The 17,017-nt window shown below is 67.3% G+C and carries 11 protein-coding genes; 6 read left to right on the top strand and 5 right to left on the bottom strand.

What is annotated here, in order from left to right:
• Window positions 1-50: 50 nt before the first annotated feature.
• The 5 genes from ASF08_RS15475 to ASF08_RS15490 all read right to left on the bottom strand — a co-directional run bounded on the left by ASF08_RS15475 (window position 51) and on the right by ASF08_RS15490 (window position 10,221).
• Window positions 51-3,164: an MdtB/MuxB family multidrug efflux RND transporter permease subunit gene (locus ASF08_RS15475; protein ID WP_056146880.1), complete on the bottom strand. Its 3,114-nt coding sequence runs from the start codon at window positions 3,162-3,164 to the stop codon at window positions 51-53.
• 271 nt (window positions 3,165-3,435) lie between these two features.
• Entirely contained in the window at window positions 3,436-4,827 is a 1,392-nt protein-coding gene (locus tag ASF08_RS15480; RefSeq protein WP_056146882.1) for an MdtA/MuxA family multidrug efflux RND transporter periplasmic adaptor subunit, read from the bottom strand.
• A gap of 272 nt (window positions 4,828-5,099) precedes the next feature.
• Window positions 5,100-5,240: a hypothetical protein gene (locus tag ASF08_RS25375; RefSeq protein WP_018045742.1), complete on the bottom strand. Its 141-nt coding sequence runs from the start codon at window positions 5,238-5,240 to the stop codon at window positions 5,100-5,102.
• A gap of 651 nt (window positions 5,241-5,891) precedes the next feature.
• A complete protein-coding gene (locus ASF08_RS15485) occupies window positions 5,892-6,794 on the bottom strand; it encodes a response regulator transcription factor (RefSeq protein WP_056146888.1) in 903 nt (300 codons plus the stop codon).
• Window positions 6,787-10,221, bottom strand: coding sequence for a hybrid sensor histidine kinase/response regulator (locus ASF08_RS15490; RefSeq protein ID WP_056146890.1), 3,435 nt, complete (start codon window positions 10,219-10,221; stop codon window positions 6,787-6,789). The genes ASF08_RS15485 and ASF08_RS15490 overlap by 8 nt, the downstream gene beginning before the upstream one ends.
• Before the next feature lie 476 nt (window positions 10,222-10,697).
• On the opposite strand from ASF08_RS15490, the gene urtA reads away from it, so the two are divergent.
• The 6 genes from urtA (at window position 10,698) to ASF08_RS15520 (ending at window position 16,906) form a co-directional block, all read left to right on the top strand.
• The gene (urtA, locus tag ASF08_RS15495; protein ID WP_056146892.1) at window positions 10,698-11,957 is read left to right on the top strand and encodes an urea ABC transporter substrate-binding protein; all 1,260 of its coding nucleotides are present in this window, start codon (window positions 10,698-10,700) and stop codon (window positions 11,955-11,957) included.
• Between the two features lie 205 nt (window positions 11,958-12,162).
• A complete protein-coding gene (urtB, locus tag ASF08_RS15500; protein WP_018041706.1) occupies window positions 12,163-13,089 on the top strand; it encodes an urea ABC transporter permease subunit UrtB in 927 nt (308 codons plus the stop codon).
• A gap of 13 nt (window positions 13,090-13,102) precedes the next feature.
• Window positions 13,103-14,269 carry an urea ABC transporter permease subunit UrtC gene (gene urtC, locus ASF08_RS15505; protein ID WP_018041705.1) on the top strand — a complete coding sequence of 389 codons (1,167 nt, stop codon included), beginning with the start codon at window positions 13,103-13,105 and terminating at the stop codon, window positions 14,267-14,269.
• A gap of 14 nt (window positions 14,270-14,283) precedes the next feature.
• Window positions 14,284-15,069 carry an urea ABC transporter ATP-binding protein UrtD gene (urtD, locus tag ASF08_RS15510; protein WP_018041704.1) on the top strand — a complete coding sequence of 262 codons (786 nt, stop codon included), beginning with the start codon at window positions 14,284-14,286 and terminating at the stop codon, window positions 15,067-15,069.
• Between the two features lie 14 nt (window positions 15,070-15,083).
• Window positions 15,084-15,836 (top strand): urea ABC transporter ATP-binding subunit UrtE, encoded by a 753-nt coding sequence (gene urtE / locus ASF08_RS15515; protein ID WP_056146893.1) that lies wholly within the window; start codon window positions 15,084-15,086, stop codon window positions 15,834-15,836.
• 53 nt (window positions 15,837-15,889) lie between these two features.
• Window positions 15,890-16,906 carry an alpha/beta fold hydrolase gene (locus ASF08_RS15520; protein WP_056146896.1) on the top strand — a complete coding sequence of 339 codons (1,017 nt, stop codon included), beginning with the start codon at window positions 15,890-15,892 and terminating at the stop codon, window positions 16,904-16,906.
• Window positions 16,907-17,017 lie beyond the last annotated feature (111 nt).

A 17,017-nucleotide genomic window follows, 5' to 3' on the forward strand; every position in this document is an offset into this window, starting at 1 on the left:
CCGGGGGCCACCCTCCCCCGCAGAGGGGGGAGGGAAGTCGGCAGCCCGGTTCACGGCGTCACCCCCGCAGCCTTCGCGCCGCCGCCGCGCTTGAACCGCCGCTCCAGGCGGTCGAAGGCGAGGTAGATCACCGGGGTGGTGAACAGGGTCAGGACCTGGGAGACGATGAGGCCGCCGGCGATGACGATGCCGAGCGGCTGGCGCAGTTCGGAACCGACGCCGGTGCCGAGGATGAGGGGCACCGCCGCGAACAGGGCGGCGAGCGTCGTCATCAGGATCGGGCGGAAGCGCAGGAGGCAGGCCTCGTAGATCGCGTCGCGCGGGGCCATGCCCTCCTCGCGCTCGGCCTGGAGCGCGAAGTCGATCATCATGATCGCGTTCTTCTTCACGATGCCGATGAGGAGCACGATGCCGATGACGCCGATGATGTCCAGCGGCAGCCCGTAGAGCATCAGGCCGACCAGCGCGCCGATCCCCGCTGAGGGCAGGGTCGAGAGGATCGTGATCGGGTGGACGAAGCTCTCGTAGAGCACGCCGAGCACGATATAGACGGTGACGATGGCGGCGATCACCAGGAAGAGCTGGTTCGAGAGCGCCGATTGGAAGGCGAAGACCGAGCCCTGCGGCACCACGCGGAAGCTCGGCGGCAGGTCGATCTCTGTCCGCGCCGCCTCGATCGTCTTCACCGCATCGCCCAGCGCCACCCCCTCGGCGAGGTTGAACGAGACGGTGGTGGCCGGGAACTGGCCGAGATGGCTGATGAGGAGCGGCGCCCGGCGCTCGCTGATCCGCGCCACCGCCGAGAGCGGCACCTGCCCCGAGGCCGCCGTGGAGGAGGGCAGGAAGATGCCGTTGAGGCTGTCGAGGGTCTTGTGCAGGTCCGGGTCGGCCTCAAGAATCACCCGGTACTGGTTCGACTGGGTGAAGATCGTCGAGACGATGCGCTGGCCGAAAGCGTCGTAGAGCGCATTGTCCACGGTGGCGGGGGTGATGCCGTAGCGGCCGGCGGTGGGCCGGTCGATGGTGACGTAGGCCGCCAGCCCGTTGCCCTGCAGGTCGCTCGCCACGTCCGACAGCAGCGGCGAGCGCTGCAGCGCCTGGACGAAGCGCGGCACCCAGGTCTCGAACTCCGAGAGGTTCGGGTTCTCGAGGATCACCTGATACTGCGTCGCGCTCACCGCCGTGTCGATGGTGAGGTCCTGCACCGGCTGCATGTAGAGCCGGATGCCGGCGACCCCGCGCGTCGCTTCCTTCAGGCGGCGGATGATCGCGCTGGCATCGGTGGCGCGGCCCTCGTGCGGCTTCAGGTTGATGAGGAAGCGGCCGGAATTGAGCGTCACGTTCTGCCCGTCGACGCCGATGAACGAGGACAGGCTCGCCACATCCGGGTCCTGCAGGACGATCCGCGCGAGTTGCTGCTGGCGGTCGGCCATCTCGGCATAGGAGACGGTCTGGTCGGCCTGGGTCACGCCCTGGATCACGCCCGTGTCCTGGACCGGGAAGAACCCCTTGGGGATGACCACGAACAGGTAGGCGGTGAGCGCGATGGTGCCGAGGGTGACCACCAGGGTCAGGCCCTGGTGGTTGAGCACCACGCGCAGCATCCGGCCGTAGCCGGAGATCACCCCGTCCATGGCCCGCCGGCCGGCCCGCCCGATGAATCCTTCGCGGCGCTTGGCCTCCGGCGCGTGCTTGAGCAGGCGCGCGCACAGCATCGGAACCAGGGTGAGCGATACCACCGCCGAGATCACGATGGTGGCGGCGAGCGTGATGGCGAATTCGTGGAACAGGCGGCCCACCACGTCGCCCATGAACAGGAGCGGGATCAGCACCGCGATGAGCGAGACCGTGAGCGAGATGATGGTGAAGCCGATCTCGCGGCTGCCCTTCAGGGCCGCCTCCATCGGCGAATCGCCCTCCTCCACGTGGCGGGCGATGTTCTCGATGACCACGATGGCGTCGTCCACGACGAAGCCGGTGGCGATGGTGAGCGCCATCAGGGACAGGTTGTCGAGGGAGAACCCGTAGAGGTCCATGATCGAGAGCGCGCCGATCAGCGAGAGCGGCACCGACAGGCTCGGGATCAGGGTCGCGGACAGGCTGCGCAGGAAGAGGAAGATCACCAGCACCACGAGGCCGATGGCGAGCGCCAGCTCCACCTGCACGTCGTGCACCGAGGCGCGGATGGTGGTGGTGCGGTCGGTGAGCGGCGTCACCGTGATCGCGGCGGGCAGCGTCCCCTGCAGCTGGGGCAGCAGCGCCTTGATCTTGTCGACGGTGGCGATGACGTTGGCGCCGGGCTGGCGCTGGATGTTGAGGATGACGGCGGGCGTCTCGTCCATCCAGGCGCCGAGCTTGGTGTTCTCCGGGCCGTTGACCACGTCGGCGACGTCCGACAGCCGCACCGCCGAGCCGTTCTTGTAGGCGATGATCGCCTGCTCGTAGGCCTTCGGATCGCGGATCTGGTCGTTGGCGTTGATGGCGTAGGACTGGGTCGGCCCGTCGATCGTGCCCTTGGGCGTATTGACGTTGAGGTTGGTGATGGTGGTGCGCAGGTCGTCGATGTTGAGGCCGTAGGCGGCCAGCGCCCGCGAATTGAAGCGCACGCGCACGGCGGGGCGCTGGCCGCCGCCCATGCTGACGAGGCCGACGCCGGAGACCTGGCTGATCTTCTGGGCGAGGCGCGTCTCGGCGAGGTCGCGCACCTCGGTGAGCGGCATCGTCGTCGAGGTCAGGGCCAGGGTCAGGATCGGCGCGTCGGCCGGGTTGACCTTGGCGTAGACCGGCGGCGCCGGCAGGTCGGAGGGCAACAGGTTGCCCGCCGCGTTGATCGCCGCCTGGACCTGCTGCTCGGCGATGTCGAGGCCGAGATCCAGGCTGAACTGAAGCGTGATCACCGACGCGCCCGCGGAACTCTGCGAGGTCATCTGGTTGAGGTTGGCGAGCTGGCCGAACTGCCGCTCGAGCGGTGCCGTCACGGCAGAGGTCATCACCTCGGGGCTGGCGCCGGGATAGAAGGTCTGAACCTGGATCGTCGGGTAATCCACCGACGGCAGGGCCGAGACCGGCAGGTTCAGGTACGACACCATGCCGACGAGCAGGATCGCCAGCATGAACAACGTGGTGGCCACGGGCCGCAGGATGAAGATGCGGGACGGGTTCATGGGGCGAGCCCTCCCCCCATTGGATCTCGGACCTGCCCGGCCGTCGGCGTGAAGCGCCCCGTGCCTCCTCTCCTGGAAGGAGAGGGTTGGGGTGAGGTGTGCGCCCCCTCCGGACAATCCACGCACCTCACCCTGTCCCTCTCCTTCCAGGAGAGGGGACCCGCGCTACCCGTGTGATCCGGCCGGACCTTCGCCGGGAAACGGATCACTGTGACATCCGGTGCGCCCATGGATGCGTCGAACAGCGCGCCAGTCATAGGCGACAAGGCGCTCATTGCGCCGCCGGCCGCTCTCTGCGGCGCTCGCGCTTCTGCGGCGGGTTTTCGGGAGGTGTCCCGGCGGCGGGCGTCGATGTCGTGGCGTCGGCTGCAGGTGCCGCTTGGCCGGGCGCCGCAGGTTCACCGGGGGGCGCCGGCTGGCCTTTGCCGCCCTCTGTGACGCGAACCTTGGCGCCGTCGCGCAGGCGGTCGGTCCCGTCGACCACGACCCGGTCGCCCACCGCCAGCCCCTTGGTGACGGCGGTGCGGGCACCCTCGGCCTCGCCCACGGTGATCGGCCGGACCACGACCTTGTCGTCGCCGTCGAGAAGGTAGACGTAGGCGCCCGGCGTGCCGCGCAGGATCGCGGCGGTGGGGATGATGGGCGTGTCCCGCACGATGTCCACGGTGAGCTTGGCGTTGACGAACTGGTTCGGGAACAGGCTCTCGTCCTTGTTGTCGAACAGGGCGCGCAGCTTCACCGTGCCGGTGGTGGTGTCGATCTGGTTGTCCACCGTGTCGAGGGTGCCGGTGGCGAGCACGTTGGCATCGCCCCGGTCGTAGGCGGTCACCGTGAGTTTCGCCCCCGAGCGCAGGCGGCGCATGACGCGCGCCACGTCGTCCTCGGGCAGGGTGAAGACCACCGAGATCGGATGCAGCTGCGTCACCACCACGATGTTGGTGGAGGCGGCGGTGACGTAATTGCCCTGGTCGATCTGGCGCAGGCCGACGCGGCCCTCCACGGGCGAGACGATGCGCGTATAGGCGATGTTGAGCTTCTGCTGGTCGACCTGGGCCTGGTCGATGGCGACCGTGCCCTCGTTCTGCTTCACCAGGGCCGCTTGCGTGTCCACGTTCTGCTTGGAGATCGAATCCTGCAGGCTGAGGCGCTGGAAGCGGGCGAGGTCGAGCTTCGAATTCTGCAGCAGCGCCTGATCGCGGGCGAGCTGGCCCTGATACTGGGCGAGCTGCGCCTCGTAGATACGCGGGTCGATCTGGGCCAGGAAATCGCCCTTCTTGACGGTCTGGCCCTCGCGGAAGCCGATCTCCATGAGGTAGCCGCTGATCTGCGACTGGATCGTCACGGTGGCGAGCGGCGTCACCGTGCCGAGGCCCGACAGCACCACCGGGATCTCGCCGGCCGAGACCGTGGCGACGCCCACAGCCTGGGCCATGTCGCCGGGTCGTCCACGGGCGCCCTTGCCGCGCGCGGGCGCGCCGTCGGCGGCTGTCTCCGTCGCAGGTTTGGGCGCGAGATAGTACCGGTAGCCGGCCGCGCCGCCCCCCGCGAGAAGGAGGAGCAGGATGAGCCACGTCCCCGCGCGGCTTCGCCGGCGCGTGGGCGCCGGTGTCTCGGGTCCGATGTGCCGGGCCGTCTCGGTCCGGATGGGCGATTGTTCGTTCATGCCTCGACAATCCGGCCGCTCGTTTCCGACCGGCACCACGCAGTCTGACCGAAATGGAGACGGGAGTCCCGACGGAACAGGGGGCGCGACCACCACGCAGCGGGGCGACGATCCAGGACCGCGCAAGAAATCGTGCACGTTTGCCGGGGGGCCTTGCCCGTCGATCGTTCGCTCAGCATCGCTGCCAGAGATGCAGGACTATTGCGACGCCAGTGCGGCGCGGAAGTTTCCGGGCTGTTTCCAGGGTGCGGGCGGCGGGCCGTTCGAAGCCCTCAGGGCAGCGGCTTCGACGGGTAGGCCTCGACCACCGCGTGATAGGCCGCATCCGTCGGTGTCACCGGCACGACGAGGCGCAATCCAGCCCCCGCCAGGGCGATGAGGAGGGCGAGAGCGCAACATGCGCGGGTGCTCAACGGGGGCGTCCTCGTGATCCGATGCGAGGTCGCTACCCCGGAAGACCATCGCAGCACAAGCAGAACGCGAGAAAGCCGCCACGCCGAGAGAGCGTGACGGCTGTCTTCTCGGGGAGGATCAGCTTCAGAAAAAGGACCGGAGCGGTACGCCACTCAAAAGAAACGAGGGGGCGGTGTTTCCGTTGAGCGGCGCCCGCTCCGGCCATGAGCAGAACCTACGTTACGCCTGATGAATGTCAACAATCGTCAGGCCCGACCCGGGGCGCCGGGAGAAGGAGCGTGCGAACGCGCACATTTCCGCTTCAGGTTTCCCGTCCCGACACGCCCGCGCTACCGAAGGCCGAAGGATCTCGGCCCGGGGGCGACTGGATTCATACATCCGCTCGACGCTTGTTCGCCCTGTCCAAGAGGGTTCGACATGAGGCGCGACGGGCTTCCTTGTAACTCGTATCCTGCCGCATCTGGTAAGCTTTCAGGACCGGTGGCAGGCGAGAGACCGTCGTTCACAAGGGCCGCCGGGCCCGTAGGAGAGCCCTCCTTTCAGGAGAAGGGGCCCGCGCCGGTACCTGAACCGTTCAGCCGATGGGGATACGAGATGGGCAGTCTCGAAATCCGGTGTTCGCCTGCTTTAGGGCAGGTCGAGGCTTGGTCTCAGGCCTGATCGTCGATGTAGCGGGAGGCGATCATCGAGGCGGCTGTGCGGTTCTCGACGCCGAGCTTGGCGTAGATGCTCTCCAGATGCTTCGTCACCGTGCGCGGTGACAGGCCGAGGATGTCGCCGATATCGCGGCTCGCCTTGCCCCGCGACAACCAGAACAGCACGTCGGCCTCGCGGGCGGTGATCGGCAGGTTGGCGCGCAGGCGCTCGATGCCGCTGGCGGAAGCATCGCGGGAGAGGCGCAGCAGCACCTCGTCGCCGGTGGTGCCGATCAGGCTGAGACTATGGGTGGCGCCTTCCGTATCCGGCAGCGTGACGGAGGCCGCGTTGCCGCCCTTCAGCTGTTCGGCGAGCCAGGAACGGCCGGCCTCGGGCAGGCGCGAGCCCCCGTCGCCGAGCTTGGCCAGCACACGGGCGGCCTGCGGCGTGCTCCACAGGACGGTGCCCTGGCGATCCACGGCGAAGAGCGTGCGGCCGGTCGTGTCGAGGGCGGCCCGGGCGCTCTGCGCGGCCCGCGCGCTCGCCAGATGCACGCGGATGCGGGCCAGGATCTCGTCGGGGGCGATGGGCTTGGTGACGTAGTCGCTGCCGCCCGCCTCCAGGCCCTTCACGATATGCTCGGTCTCGGACAGGCCGGTCATGAAGATCACGGGCACGAGGGCGAGGTCGCTGCGCGCCTTCAAGCGGCGGCAGGTCTCGAACCCGTCCATGCCGGGCATCACCGCATCGAGCAGGATGATGTCGGGGGTGATCTCCTCCACCAGCGCCAAGGCGAGATCGCCGGCCACCGCCACCAGGACGGTGGCGCCGGAGCGCTCGATCGCCTCGGTGAGGAAGCTCAGGGTCTCGGGGGAATCGTCCACGACGAGGACGATGTCGCGCTGCATCTCAGCCATCGCGCATCCCTTCGAGGACGCGCACGTAGCGCCGGAGGTCGTAGGAGGCGACGAGCCCGCGCATCTGCGCAGCGATCTCGGCGGGCATGGCCGACTGGCCTTCGAGCTCCGTCAGCTTGGCCTCGATCCCGCGGACATGACCGATCCGGCCGAGGCGGATCAGCTCGGCGATGTGGTCCTGGCGCAGGGATTCGCCGCCTCGTCCGCTCCGGGGCGGAGCCTCGGCCAAGGCGGGCGCGGGCGGGGCGGGCTGGCCCAGCGCCAGCAGCCGGTCGATCCGCTCCAGGAAGTCGCGCAGGTCGAAGGGCTTCGGGATGATCTCGTCATGCGGGGCGTCGTCGCCCCGGATCGGGCTGATCTCGTGGACGTTGGCGGACATGATGGCGATGCGGGAGGAGAGCCCGCCGTCGCGCAGGGCCTTGGCCACGGCCCAGCCGCTCATCCCCGGCATGGCGATGTCGAGGAGGATGATGTCGGGCCGCCGCTCCATCGCCAGGTTCAGGCAATGCGGCCCGTCGGGGGATTCCAGCACGACGAGGCCGAGCGGTTCGAGCACCTCGCGCATGAGGGCGCGATGCGCGGCATCGTCGTCGGCCACCAGCACCACGCGCGGCGGCCCGACATGGACCGGTCTCTCCCGCCGGCTGCCGGCGGCACGCTCGGACGGCTCCGCAGGCTTGGGACCGGCCGGACGGTGTACCGAGGCCAGCATGAGCCGGAGGCTGAAGCAGGTGCCACGGCCGACCTCGCTCTCCACGCTGACCTCGCCGCCCATCACCTGGGCGAGGAGATGCGCAATGGTGAGCCCGAGCCCGGTTCCCGGCGTGTTGCGGGCGGCGGGCAGCGAGCCGCGCTCGAAGGGTCCGAAGATCCGCTGCAGATCGCTTTCGGGAATGCCGAGACCGCTGTCGCGGATCGAGAACACCGCCACCTGGCTGCGATAGCTCATCTCCAGGGCGACCCAGCCGGTTTCCGTGAACTTGATCGCGTTGGAGAGGAGGTTGAGCAGGATCTGGCGCAGGCGCTTCTCGTCCGCCGCTACCACGGCCGGCAGCGTGGGCGGGCGCGAGAACCGGAATTCGAGGCCGGCGGCGTTGGCCTGGAGCCGGACCATGTCGACGATCTGGTCCAGGAATTCGGCGAGGCGGAACTCGTTGCGGTGGATCTGGAGACGCCCCGCCTCCATGCGGGAGATGTCGAGGAGGCCATCGATCAGGCCAGACAGGTGCTGGGCGCTGCGCCGGATGACGCGGATGCCGTTGCGGCGCGGGGCCGGGATGTCGTCGTCGCCCTCGAGCAGTTGCGCGTAGCCGAGGACGGCGTTGAGCGGGGTGCGCAGCTCGTGGCTCATGCCCACCACGTAGCGGCTCTTGGCGAGGTTGGCGGCCTCGGCCGTCTCCTTGGCCTGCTGCAGCTTGGCGTCGGTGATTTTGTGGGCCTCGATCTCGGCCTCATAGAGGGCCGTCTGGCGGGCGGTCTCCTCCTGCGCCACGCGGCGGCTCTCCTGGGCGAGGACGAACAGCCAGGCGACGATGCCGAGGATGACCACGAGAATGAAGAACACGCTGGTCAGCGCGGCGCGCAGGGTCTCGCCATGCTCGGGCTGGGCGGTGGCGATGCCCGCATGGACGATCCCGAGGATCAGCCCGATCACCGAGACCAGCGTGAGCATCAGGGCGAGGTAGCGCCCGAGAGGCGCCCCGATCCAGGCGGCGGTCTTGGCCGGCATGATCCGGGTCAGCGCGCTCTGGGCCTGTGCCTCCAGACGGCCATGCGGCTTGCACAGGTCGCCGCAGCGAGCGTCCAGCGAGCAGCAGAGCGAGCAGATCGGCCCGGCATAGGCAGGGCAATGGGCCATGTCCTCGCCTTCGAACGGATGCTCGCAGACGGTGCACTGGATCTCCGCGCGGGCGCCCCAATCGGCGATGGCGGGCCGCGCGAGATAGTAGCGTCCGCCGGTGGCGAAGGCGATGGCGGGCGCCGCCGCGAAGGCGGTGACGAGGGAGAGCAGCGGTGCGAAGTTCTGGAGTCCCGCGCCGAGCAGGCCCGCATGAGCGAGGAAACCGGCGAGCAGCGCCAGGGCCGAGGCCCCCGTGCCGACCGGGTTCACGGCATAGAGATGCGCCCGCTTGAACTCGATGCCCGGCGGCGACAGGCCGAGGGGCTTGTTGACGGCCAGATCGGCCGAGAGCGCGCCGACCCAGGCCGACACCACCACCGCGTAGAGCGAGAGCGTGCTGGCGAGGGTCTTGTCGATGCCCAGCTCCATCAGCAGCAGCGCGATGGCCACGTTGAAGACGAGCCAGACCACGCGGCCGGGATGGCTATGCGTCAGGCGCGAGAAGAAGTTCGACCAGGCGATGGAGCCGGCATAGGCGTTGGTGACGTTGATCTTGAGCTGCGAGATCACCACGAACAGGCCGGTGAGGAGCACCGCCCCCTCCCGCGAGGGCATGACGTGGCCGAAGGCGACCACGTACATCTGCGTCGGCTCGGCCGCTTGTTCGTGCGGCACGCCCTGTCCCAGGGCCAACACCGCCAGGAAGGCCCCGAGCATGATCTTGAACATGCCGGGCAGGATCCAGCCCGCCCCGGCCCCGAGCACGGCGAGCCACCAGCGCGGATTGCTCCCCGAGTCGGACGTCTCGGCCGGCGGCACGAAGCGGAGGAAATCCACCTGCTCGCCGATCTGCGCCAGCAATGCGAGGAGGATGCCGGAGGCGAGGCCGAACTGGGCGAGGTCGAAGCCCGAGATCGGGTAACCCATGAATGTGGAGATCGAGCCGACGGCTTCCGACGTCCCCGGATAGGACAGGAGGTTACTGAGGGCGGGGCCGCCCTTCCACGCGATGAAGCCGAGCGGCAGGAGGTTGAGCCCGATCCAGAGCGGCTGTGTCCAGATCTGGAACCGGCTGATCAGGCTGATCCCGTAGATAACGAGGGGGATCACCACGACCGCGCTGACGATATAGCCGATCCAGAGCGGCAGGCCGAGGCAGAGTTGCAGCGCCAGCGCCATGATCGACGCCTCGATGGCGAAGAACAGGAAGGTGAAGCTCGCATAGATCAGCGAGGTGATGGTGGAGCCGAGATAGCCGAAACCGGCCCCGCGGGTGAGGAGATCGATGTCGACGCCGAAGCGCGCCGCATAGAGGCTGATCGGCACGGCGGTGGCGAAGATCAGCACGCCCACGAACAGCACCGCCGTCACGGTGTTGGTGAAGCCGGTGGCGAGGACCAGGGTGCCGCCGATCGCCTCCAGCGCCAGGAACGACAGCGAGCCCAGCGCCGTCTGCGCCACCCGCAGGCTCGACCAGCGCCGCGCCTTCTTGGCGGTGAAGCGAAGGGCGTAATCCTCGAGGGTCTCGTCCGCGACGAAGCGGTTATAGGCTCGCCGGATCGGGGGAATCTGCTGGCGGCCGCTCATGGGGTCGTTCAGTCTGCCCGGTCGGCGTCACGTGGGGGGAAGGGCCGGCCCGCATGGGGTCACGGGCAAACGGCGGTCGATCAGCAATCCCCGTGCCGCGGGGCCGGGAGACATTGGTACACCAGGAGAGCCGCGTCGAGGCCTCCCTTCATGGGGCTACGGGATTCACACATCTGCTGTTTCACGCATAGCGCGTCCCTCTCCCCCTTGTGGGGAGAGGCTAGGAGTGGGGGTGGCTCCGCCAGCCTCCGCAGCATCAGGGCCGCCCAACCACCCCCACCTCCAACTCCTCCCCACAAGCTCAACGGATCTCGGGCAAGCCCGAGATCCGCTGGGGAGGAGGGCCATTCAGCCTCTCACCCTACGCAAAACAGCGTATATGCTGCGCCGCGCCATCACGCCTAGCTTCCGCCATCCGCAACGGCCCGCCTTATGCGGGAGCCGGCGGGACATTTCCTGGAAGGGGTTCACGCAGGATGGCAGCCGACAACGAGCACGGACCGCATTCGGCCCTCCGTCGCAAACTTCTCATGGGTCTGGCGAGCATTCCGGCCATGGCCCTGATGCCGCGCAGCGCCTTCGCTGCGGCCCCTCCGACCTCGGCGGTGAACACCACCGGCCTCGCGGTGACCGACACCGAAGTCACCGTCGGCATCCTCCATTCCGCCACCGGCACGATGGCGATCTCCGAGACCGGATCGATCCAGGCGGAGAAGCTCGCCATCGCCCAGATCAACGAGATGGGCGGCGTGCTGGGCCGCAAGATCAAGATCATCCAGGAGGACGGCGCCTCTGACTGGCCGACCTTCGCCGAGAAGGCCAAGAAGCTCCTCGTCAACGACCACTGCGCCGCCGTGATGGGCTGCTGGACCTCCGCCTCGCGCAAGGCCGCGCTCCCGGTATTCGAACAGTATAACGGCCTGCTGTACTACCCGACCTTCTACGAGGGTCTGGAGCAGTCCAAGAACGTCATCTATACCGGCCAGGAAGCCACGCAGCAGATCTTGGAGTCGCTCAACTGGGTCACCAAGGAGAAGGGTGCCAAGACGTTCTTCTTTATCGGCTCGGACTACATCTGGCCGCGCACCTCGAACAAGATCGCCCGCAAGCACATCGAGAACGTGCTGAAGACCAAGGTCGTCGGCGAGGAATATTTCCCGCTGGGCCACACGCAGTTCAACTCGGTCATCAACAAGATCAAGCTCACCAAGCCCGACGTGATCTTCACCGACGTCGTCGGCGGCTCCAACGTGGCGTTCTACAAGCAGCTCAAGGCGGCCGGTATCGACCTCAACAAGCAGACCCTGCTGACCATCTCCGTCACGGAAGACGAGATCGACGGCATCGGCGGCGACAACATCGCGGGCGCCTATTCCTGCATGAAGTACTTCCAGTCGCTCAAGAACGCCAACAACGAGAAGTTCGTCGCCGCCTTCCACAAGATGTGGGGCGAGAAGACCGTCATCGGCGACGTGACCCAGGCCGCCTATCTCGGCCCGTTCCTGTGGAAGATGGCCTGCGAGAAGGCCGGCTCCTTCGACGTCGACAAGGTGGTCGCGGCCTCCGCCGACATCGAGTTCAAGGAAGCCCCCGAGGGCTACGTCAAGATCCACCCGAACCACCACCTCTGGTCGAAGACCCGCGTCGCCAAGGCCCTGCCGAGCGGCCAGTTCGAGATCGTCTACGAGAGCCCCGCGCTCATCGAGCCGAACCCCTTCCCGAAGGGCTACCAGTAGGACTGCGCCCCCTCCCCCTTGCGGGGAGGGGTTAGGGCTGGGGGTGGTTGGGTGACCCTCCCGGTGCGGAGACCAGCGAGCCACCCCCACGCCGGCCCTCCCCACAAGGGGGGAGAGAGCCTGCCCTTTCAGGGTCGCACCGCGCCACGCCCGATCGGCCCAATGCTTGCAAAGCAGACGTCGGATTCTTCGGAAGGTCGAAAACATGCTCGGTGACTATTCACTCGGAGATCTCGGCGCGATCTTCGCGATGCAGGGTTTCGCCGGCCTGATCCTGTTCTCGGTCTACGTGCTGATGGCGCTCGGCCTCGCGGTCATCTTCGGCCAGATGGGCGTGATCAACATGGCGCACGGGGAGTTCATGATTCTCGGCGCCTACGTCACCTATCTGTGCTCGACCTTCTTCCAGACCCACCTGCCCGGCCTGTTCGGCGTCTACTTCTTCGTGGCGATGATCCTGGCCTTCCTGGCCTCGGGAGCCCTGGGGATGATCGTCGAATGGACGCTCATCCGCCATCTCTACAAGCGCCCCCTCGATACGCTGCTCGCCACCTGGGGCCTCTCGCTGATCCTGCAGCAGGCCTACCGCACCATCTTCGGCGCGCGCGAAGTCGGCGTCGAGCTGCCCTCCTGGCTCATCGGCTCGGTCCAGGTCACCGACACGATCGAGGTGCCGATCAACGGCCTGTTCGTGATGGCGATCACCACCCTCATCACCGTCGGCGTCGGCCTGCTGATGTACCGCTCGCGCTTCGGCCAGCAGGTCCGCGCCGTGATGCAGAACCGCCCCATGGCGGGCGCGGTCGGCATCGATACCGAGAAGGTGGATCGCTACACGTTCGGCCTCGGCTGCGGCATCGCCGGTGTGGCGGGCTCGGCCTTCACAATGATCGGCTCCACCGGGCCGACCTCGGGCCAGCTCTACATCGTCGACACCTTCCTGATCGTCGTCTTCGGCGGCGCGGCGAGCCTCCTCGGCACCATCGCCTCGGCCTTCTCGATCTCGCAGACCCAGTCGACCCTCGAATTCTTCCTGTCCGGCTCCACCGCCAAGGTCCTGACGCTGCTCGCCGTCGTCGGGATCCTGATGGTTCGCCCGCAGGGTCTGTTCACCCTCAAGGTCCGGCGCTGAGGAGGCCATCCCGATGACAAGCCCCGTCCAGACCCTGTCGAAGTCGCTCACCGTGAACGACAATCCCTTCATGAAGCCGATGGAGTGGGTGAGCCTCGCGCTCCTCGCCGGCCTCATCCTCTTCGTCCTGCCGGCGACCCTCGACGCGTTCCGCCTCAACCTCGTCGGCAAGTACCTGACCTACGCCTTCGTGGCGCTGGGCCTCGTCATGTGCTGGGGCTATGCCGGCATCCTGTCGCTCGGGCAGGGCGTCTTCTTCGGGCTCGGCGGCTATTGCATGGCCATGTACCTGAAGCTCGAAGCCTCGAGCGTCGAGAACACCAAGATCCAGTCCACGCCCGGCATCCCTGACTTCATGGACTGGAACCAGATCACCGAACTGCCCCTGATGTGGAAGCCGTTCCAGAGCCTGCCGCTGACGCTGATCCTCGTCGTGGCCGTGCCCGTGTTCTTCGCCTTCATCATCGGCTTCGCGATGTTCACCCGCCGGGTCGGCGGCACCTACTTCGCCATCATCACCCAGGCCATCGCCGCCATCCTGACGATCCTCATCGTCGGCCAGCAGGGCTATACCGGCGGCATCAACGGCATCACCGACCTGCGCACCCTGCACGGCTGGGACATCCGCACCGACAGCGCGAAGTTTATCCTCTACTTCGTCAATGGCGGCCTGCTCCTCGGCTGCATCCTGGCGGCGCAATACGTGAAGAAGGCCAAGCTCGGGCGCATCCTCCTCGCCATGCGCGACAAGGAGGACCGGGTCCGGTTCTCGGGCTATTCCGTGGCCGGGTTCAAGGTCTTCGCGTTCTGCCTCGCGGCCGGCTTCGCCGCCATCGGCGGCGCGATGTTCACCCTGCAGGTCGGCTTCATGTCGCCGTCCTTCGTCGGCATCGTGCCCTCCATCGAAATGGTGATCTACGCCGCCGTGGGCGGGCGCCTGTCCCTGTTCGGCGCGGTCTGGGGCACGCTTCTGGTCAATTGGGCCAAGACCACCTTCTCGGAGAGCTTCCCCGAACTCTGGCTCTTCGGCCTCGGCGCCCTGTTCATCGCCGTCGTGCTCGCCTTCCCCAACGGGCTGGCCGGCATCTACCGCAGCTACGTCGAGCCGCGCCTGACCCGCAAGGTCAAGGCCCTGGCGCCGGCGGGCGGACCCGTCCCCCACGGCACCCCCGCCGAATAGGAGCGAGACTGACGATGAACGCCGCCATCCTGAGCTCGCCGATCATCGGTGAATCCCCCGACGCGAAGGACTTCCTCCTCTCGGTGGAAGCCCTCACCGTCTCCTTCGACGGCTTCAAGGCGGTGAACGACGTGTCGTTCTACGTCGATCCCAACGAGATCCGCGTCATCATCGGCCCCAACGGCGCCGGCAAGACCACGGTGCTCGACCTGATCTGCGGGCGCACCAAGGCCAGCGCCGGCTCGATCAAGTTCAAGGGCCAGGAACTCACCAAGATCTCGGAGAGCGCCATCGTCCAGGCCGGCGTCGGCCGCAAGTTCCAGACGCCGTCGATCTACGACGATCTCACGGTGTTCGAGAACCTTGAGATCTCCTTCCCCCGCGGTCGCACGGTGTGGGGCGCGCTGACCTTCAAACGCGATGCCGAGGTCCGTGACCGCATCCACGAAGTCGCGACCATGATCTTCCTGAAAGATCAGCTCAAAGAGCGGGCCGAATTCCTGAGCCATGGCCAGAAGCAATGGCTCGAGATCGGCATGCTGCTGATCCAGGACCCAGAACTCCTGATGCTCGACGAGCCGGTGGCCGGCATGAGCGTCGGCGAGCGCATCAAGACCGCCGAACTCCTGAACCAGATCATCGTCGGCCGCTCGGTGCTGGTGATCGAGCACGACATGAAGTTCGTCGAGGACATCGCCCACCGGGTCACCGTGCTGCACCAGGGCAAGGTGCTCTCGGAAGGCTCGATGGAGCGGGTGAAGAACGACCCGAAGGTCATCGAAGTCTATCTCGGCCACTGAACAGGACCGGCGCCATGCTTCAGACCAGTTCCGCCTCGGCCACCCTCCCGCCGGCGCCCGCCCTCGGGGCTCAGCCGATGCTGGCGATCCGCGACCTGCACTCGGCCTATGGCCAGAGCGAGGTGCTGCACGGCCTCGACATCAGCATCGCGCCGGGCGAGATCGTCGCCGTGATGGGTCGCAACGGCATGGGCAAGACCACGCTGATGAAGACCCTGATGGGGATCGTCCCGGTAAAGTCCGGCACCATCACCGTCGACGGCCGGGACATCACCGCCCTCAAGAGCCACCAGCGCGTGGCGAGCGGCCTCGCCTACGTGCCGCAGGGCCGGATGATCTTCTCGGCCATGACGGTGCAGGAAAACATCGAGACGGGCCTGACCGTCACCAAGGAGCGCAAGGTTCCGCAGGACCTCTACACGATGTTCCCGGTCCTGCTGGAGATGAAGGCAAGACGCGGCGGCAACCTCTCCGGCGGCCAGCAGCAGCAACTCGCCATCGCGCGGGCGCTGGCCAGCCGGCCGAAGGTGCTCCTCCTCGACGAGCCCACCGAAGGTATTCAGCCCTCGATCATCCGCGAGATGGGACGGACCCTGAAGAAGATCCGCGACGAGCGCGGCCTCTCCATCGTCGTCTCGGAGCAGGTGCTGAGCTTCGCCCTCGACGTCGCCGACCGGGTGCTGGTCATCGAGAACGGCAACATCGTCCACGAGGCGATGCGGGCCGACATCGACGAGGCGCAGGTCGCCCGCTTCCTTTCGGTCTGATTACCGGGGCCGCATTCGCCCGCCGTTCCGCAACACAGCTCCAGGGAGCCCCCATGGCGGATTACGAGATCTTCGAACTCGGCGACTATGTGCTCCAATGCGGTAAGACGCTGCGCAAGGCCAAGCTCGCCCTCAAGACCTTCGGTACATTGAACGCGGCCAAGGACAACGCCATCGTCTATCCGACCTGGTATTCGGGTCAGCACACGGAGAACGAATGGCTGATCGGGCCGGGCAAGGCTCTCGACCCGGACAAATACTTCATCATCATCCCGAACATGTTCGGCAACGGGCTCTCGTCATCGCCGAGCAACACGCCCGCCCCCTGGGACGGGCCGCGTTTTCCCAACGTGACGGCCTACGACAACGTCGTGGCCCAGCACCGCCTCGTCACCGAGCATTTCGGCATCGAAACGCTGGTGCTGGTGACGGGCTGGTCGATGGGTGCGCTCCAGACCTACCATTGGGGCGCGCTCTATCCCGACATGGTCCCGCGCATCCTGCCGTTCCAGGGTTCGGCCAAGTGTTCGCGGCACAATTTCGTTTTCCTCGAAGGGGCGAAGGCCGCCCTCCAGGCGGACGCCGCCTTCGCGGAGGGCTGGTACACCTCGCCGCCGAACAAGGGGCTGCGCGCCTTCGGCCGGGTCTATGCCGGTTGGGGCCTGTCGCAGACCTTCTACCGGATCGAAGCCGACCTGACCCATATGGGCTACGCGTCCCTGGAGGATTTCCTCGTCGGGTTCTGGGAAGGCCTGTTCTACACCCGAGACGCCAACGATCTGCTGGCCATGCTCTGGACCTGGCAGAACGGCGATATCGGCGCCAACCCGGTCTTCAAGGGCGATACCAAGGCTGCGCTTGCCGCGATCCGCGCCAAGGCGATCCTGATGCCGGCCTCCACCGACCTGTACTTCCCGCCGGAGGACAACCGGATCGAGGCGGAATCGATGCCGAACGCCGAGTTGCGGGTGATCGAAACTTGGTGGGGCCATTTCGCCGGCGGCCCCGGTACCAGCCCCGACGACATCGCCACGCTCGACGCCGCGCTCAAAGAGCTGCTCGCGAGCTGAAGAGCCGGGCCGCGCCGCCAAGGGCGCCGCCGGCCATCGTTTACGGCCCGCCGGATGAGCCGGCCGGCCCAAACGGGGCGCACGCCCCGGTCACGCCAGAGGGAGTCGAAC

Origin of the sequence: Methylobacterium sp. Leaf85, assembly GCF_001422125.1 — a bacterium.
Classification (GTDB): Bacteria; Pseudomonadota; Alphaproteobacteria; order Rhizobiales; family Beijerinckiaceae; genus Methylobacterium; species Methylobacterium bullatum.

Coding starts and splice junctions, on each gene's coding strand:
- urtE (WP_056146893.1), top strand. CDS start 15,084: ATGCTTCAGACCAGTTCCGCCTCGGCCACCCTCCCGCCGGCGCCCGCC.
- urtD (WP_018041704.1), top strand. CDS start 14,284: ATGAACGCCGCCATCCTGAGCTCGCCGATCATCGGTGAATCCCCCGAC.
- ASF08_RS15480 (WP_056146882.1), bottom strand. CDS start 4,827: ATGAACGAACAATCGCCCATCCGGACCGAGACGGCCCGGCACATCGGA.
- urtB (WP_018041706.1), top strand. CDS start 12,163: ATGCTCGGTGACTATTCACTCGGAGATCTCGGCGCGATCTTCGCGATG.
- urtC (WP_018041705.1), top strand. CDS start 13,103: ATGACAAGCCCCGTCCAGACCCTGTCGAAGTCGCTCACCGTGAACGAC.
- ASF08_RS15520 (WP_056146896.1), top strand. CDS start 15,890: ATGGCGGATTACGAGATCTTCGAACTCGGCGACTATGTGCTCCAATGC.
- ASF08_RS15490 (WP_056146890.1), bottom strand. CDS start 10,221: ATGAGCGGCCGCCAGCAGATTCCCCCGATCCGGCGAGCCTATAACCGC.
- ASF08_RS15485 (WP_056146888.1), bottom strand. CDS start 6,794: ATGGCTGAGATGCAGCGCGACATCGTCCTCGTCGTGGACGATTCCCCC.
- ASF08_RS15475 (WP_056146880.1), bottom strand. CDS start 3,164: ATGAACCCGTCCCGCATCTTCATCCTGCGGCCCGTGGCCACCACGTTG.
- urtA (WP_056146892.1), top strand. CDS start 10,698: ATGGCAGCCGACAACGAGCACGGACCGCATTCGGCCCTCCGTCGCAAA.